Genomic DNA, 2,186 nt, shown 5'->3' with positions numbered 1-2,186 from the left:
AGGTTGTTGATGTTGTGGTTCAGCAGTGATACTTGCTCTTCTGGCGAACAATTGTCACCAACAGCTTGCTGGTAGTCAGCTACGATTTGAGCTTTTTCTTGAACGTCGAGAGCCATGAGGCAATCCTTTTATCAGGAAACTGTTTCAAAGAAACAGCTTCAACAGGCCAGGGACAAATCCCTGTATCTATAAATGAGTAGTGACCGTGCCTGTTAACAGCCACACTCGCCGGCCCGCTGTTACACAGGCCGGTTTCGGTCATTCTGACCGAATCAGTCGACGCGGCGCGATGCGCCCGTCTTCGCTCACTTCACCGATACCGATGAAGCGACCGTTGTGATCCTGTACCCGTACCATGCCGAACTTCGGTGCATCCGGGGCGCGTACCGGTTGGCCGTTAAGCCAGTAGAACGCGCTGTGCTCCGAGAAATGCAACAGTGGCCAGTCCAGCAGGCCGCTGTCCGAGGGCATCAGAAAGCGGTCGACCGCTTCGTTGCCACCTTCGGCATGTACCGCTTCAAGCTCTTCCAGAGTGACGGTCTGTGCAAGCGTGAAAGGCCCGGCCTGGGTACGTCGCAATTCAGCCACGTAAGCGCCACAACCGAGTTGCTCACCGATATCCTCCACCAGGGTGCGGATATAGGTGCCTTTGCTGCAATCCACCGCAAGCCGCGCAGTATCACCCTCAAAGGCCAGTAATTCCAAGCGCGCAATAGTAACAGAACGCGGTTCGCGCTCCACTACTTCGCCTGCACGGGCCAGCTTGTACAGCGGCTGCCCATCACGCTTGAGCGCCGAGTACATCGGCGGTATCTGACTGATTTGCCCACGAAATTTCGGCAGCACAGCTTCGATATCGGCGCGACCAACGGTCACCGGGCGTTCCAGCAAAACTTCACCTTCGGCATCGGCCGTGGTGGTGGTCTTGCCCAGTTGCGCCAGGGTTTCATAAGCCTTGTCGGAATCGAGCAAGTATTGCGAGAACTTGGTGGCCTCGCCAAAGCACAACGGCAGCACGCCGGTGGCCAGCGGATCGAGACTGCCGGTGTGCCCGGCCTTCTCGGCATTGAGCAACCAGCGAACCTTCTGCAACGCCGCATTGGAGGTGAACCCCAGCGGCTTGTCGAGCAGGATGATGCCGCTGACGTTACGACGGATACGTTTGACCTGAGCCACCGATTACTCCTTGGCGTCTTCGGGTTCAGCCGCTACCGGGTGCTGATTGTCTTCAGCCACCGCACGCTCGATCAGGGCCGACAGGTGCGCGCCACGCACGACGCTTTCGTCGTAATGGAAGTGCAACTGCGGAACGCTGCGCAACTTCATTTCGCGAGCCAACTGCATACGCAGGAAACCAGCGGCTGCGTTGAGCACCTTGATGCTTTGGGCGATGTCTTCAGCGCTGTCCTGGCCCATCACAGTGATGAAGATCTTGGCGTGACCGACGTCACGGCTGACTTCAACAGCGGTAATGGTGACCAGACCGACGCGCGGGTCTTTGACTTCACGACGGATCAGCTGTGCCAGCTCACGCTGCATCTGATCGCCGATACGTTGGGTACGGCTGTATTCTTTTGCCATGTCTTGTTACCTGTTACTGCCCCACGGTGAAACCCGAGGGGTCTGAAAGCGGCAAACGCCCGGCCTGACAAAAGCCAGACCGGGCGTTGCGTTTAGAGTCCGGACGTTGCGCCGCGCATCTGCATGCGGCGGCTCATCGTGGCCCTTGAAGTGCGCGAGTTAGAGGCTGCGAGCAACCTGCACCTTCTCGAAGACTTCAATCTTGTCGCCGACCTTGACGTCGTTGTAGCTCTTCACGCCGATACCGCATTCCATGCCGGCACTAACTTCGGAAGCGTCATCCTTGAAGCGGCGCAGGGATTCCAGCTCGCCTTCGAAGATAACGATGTCTTCACGCAGTACACGGATTGGACGGTTACGGTGAACAACACCTTCGATAACCATGCAACCGGCGATCGCGCCAAACTTCGGCGAACGGAACACGTCACGCACTTCAGCGGTACCCAGGATGTTCTCGCGAACATCGCTGCCCAGCATACCGGTGAGGGCTTTCTTGACGTCTTCGATGATGTCGTAGATCACGTTGTAGTAACGCATATCCAGACCTTCCTGCTCGACGATCTTGCGAGCGCCAGCATCGGCACGCACGTTGAAGCCGAACAGTA

At 57.4% G+C, this 2,186-nt stretch carries 3 protein-coding genes and 1 pseudogene; all 4 read right to left on the bottom strand.

The window, feature by feature from the left end; translation table 11 throughout:
- Positions 1-86 (bottom strand): annotated as a pseudogene (locus tag ACIPLA_RS28120) (hypothetical protein); the annotation flags it as partial.
- Between the two features lie 172 nt (positions 87-258).
- Complete coding sequence (truB, locus tag ACIPLA_RS28115) at positions 259-1,176, bottom strand: tRNA pseudouridine(55) synthase TruB (RefSeq protein WP_008067213.1); 918 nt, start codon at positions 1,174-1,176, stop codon at positions 259-261.
- Between the two features lie 3 nt (positions 1,177-1,179).
- Entirely contained in the window at positions 1,180-1,581 is a 402-nt protein-coding gene (gene rbfA, locus ACIPLA_RS28110) for a 30S ribosome-binding factor RbfA (RefSeq protein WP_123355979.1), read from the bottom strand.
- Between the two features lie 159 nt (positions 1,582-1,740).
- The coding region (locus tag ACIPLA_RS28105) for an EF-Tu/IF-2/RF-3 family GTPase (protein WP_401177733.1) at positions 1,741-2,186 on the bottom strand (446 nt) is incomplete at its 5' end.

It is taken from the genome of Pseudomonas sp. NPDC086112 (genome assembly GCF_044746425.1).
Lineage (GTDB): Bacteria > Pseudomonadota > Gammaproteobacteria > Pseudomonadales > Pseudomonadaceae > Aquipseudomonas.
Note: the sequence above shows the minus strand (reverse complement) of the source record. Positions and strands in the feature narration are given on the sequence as shown.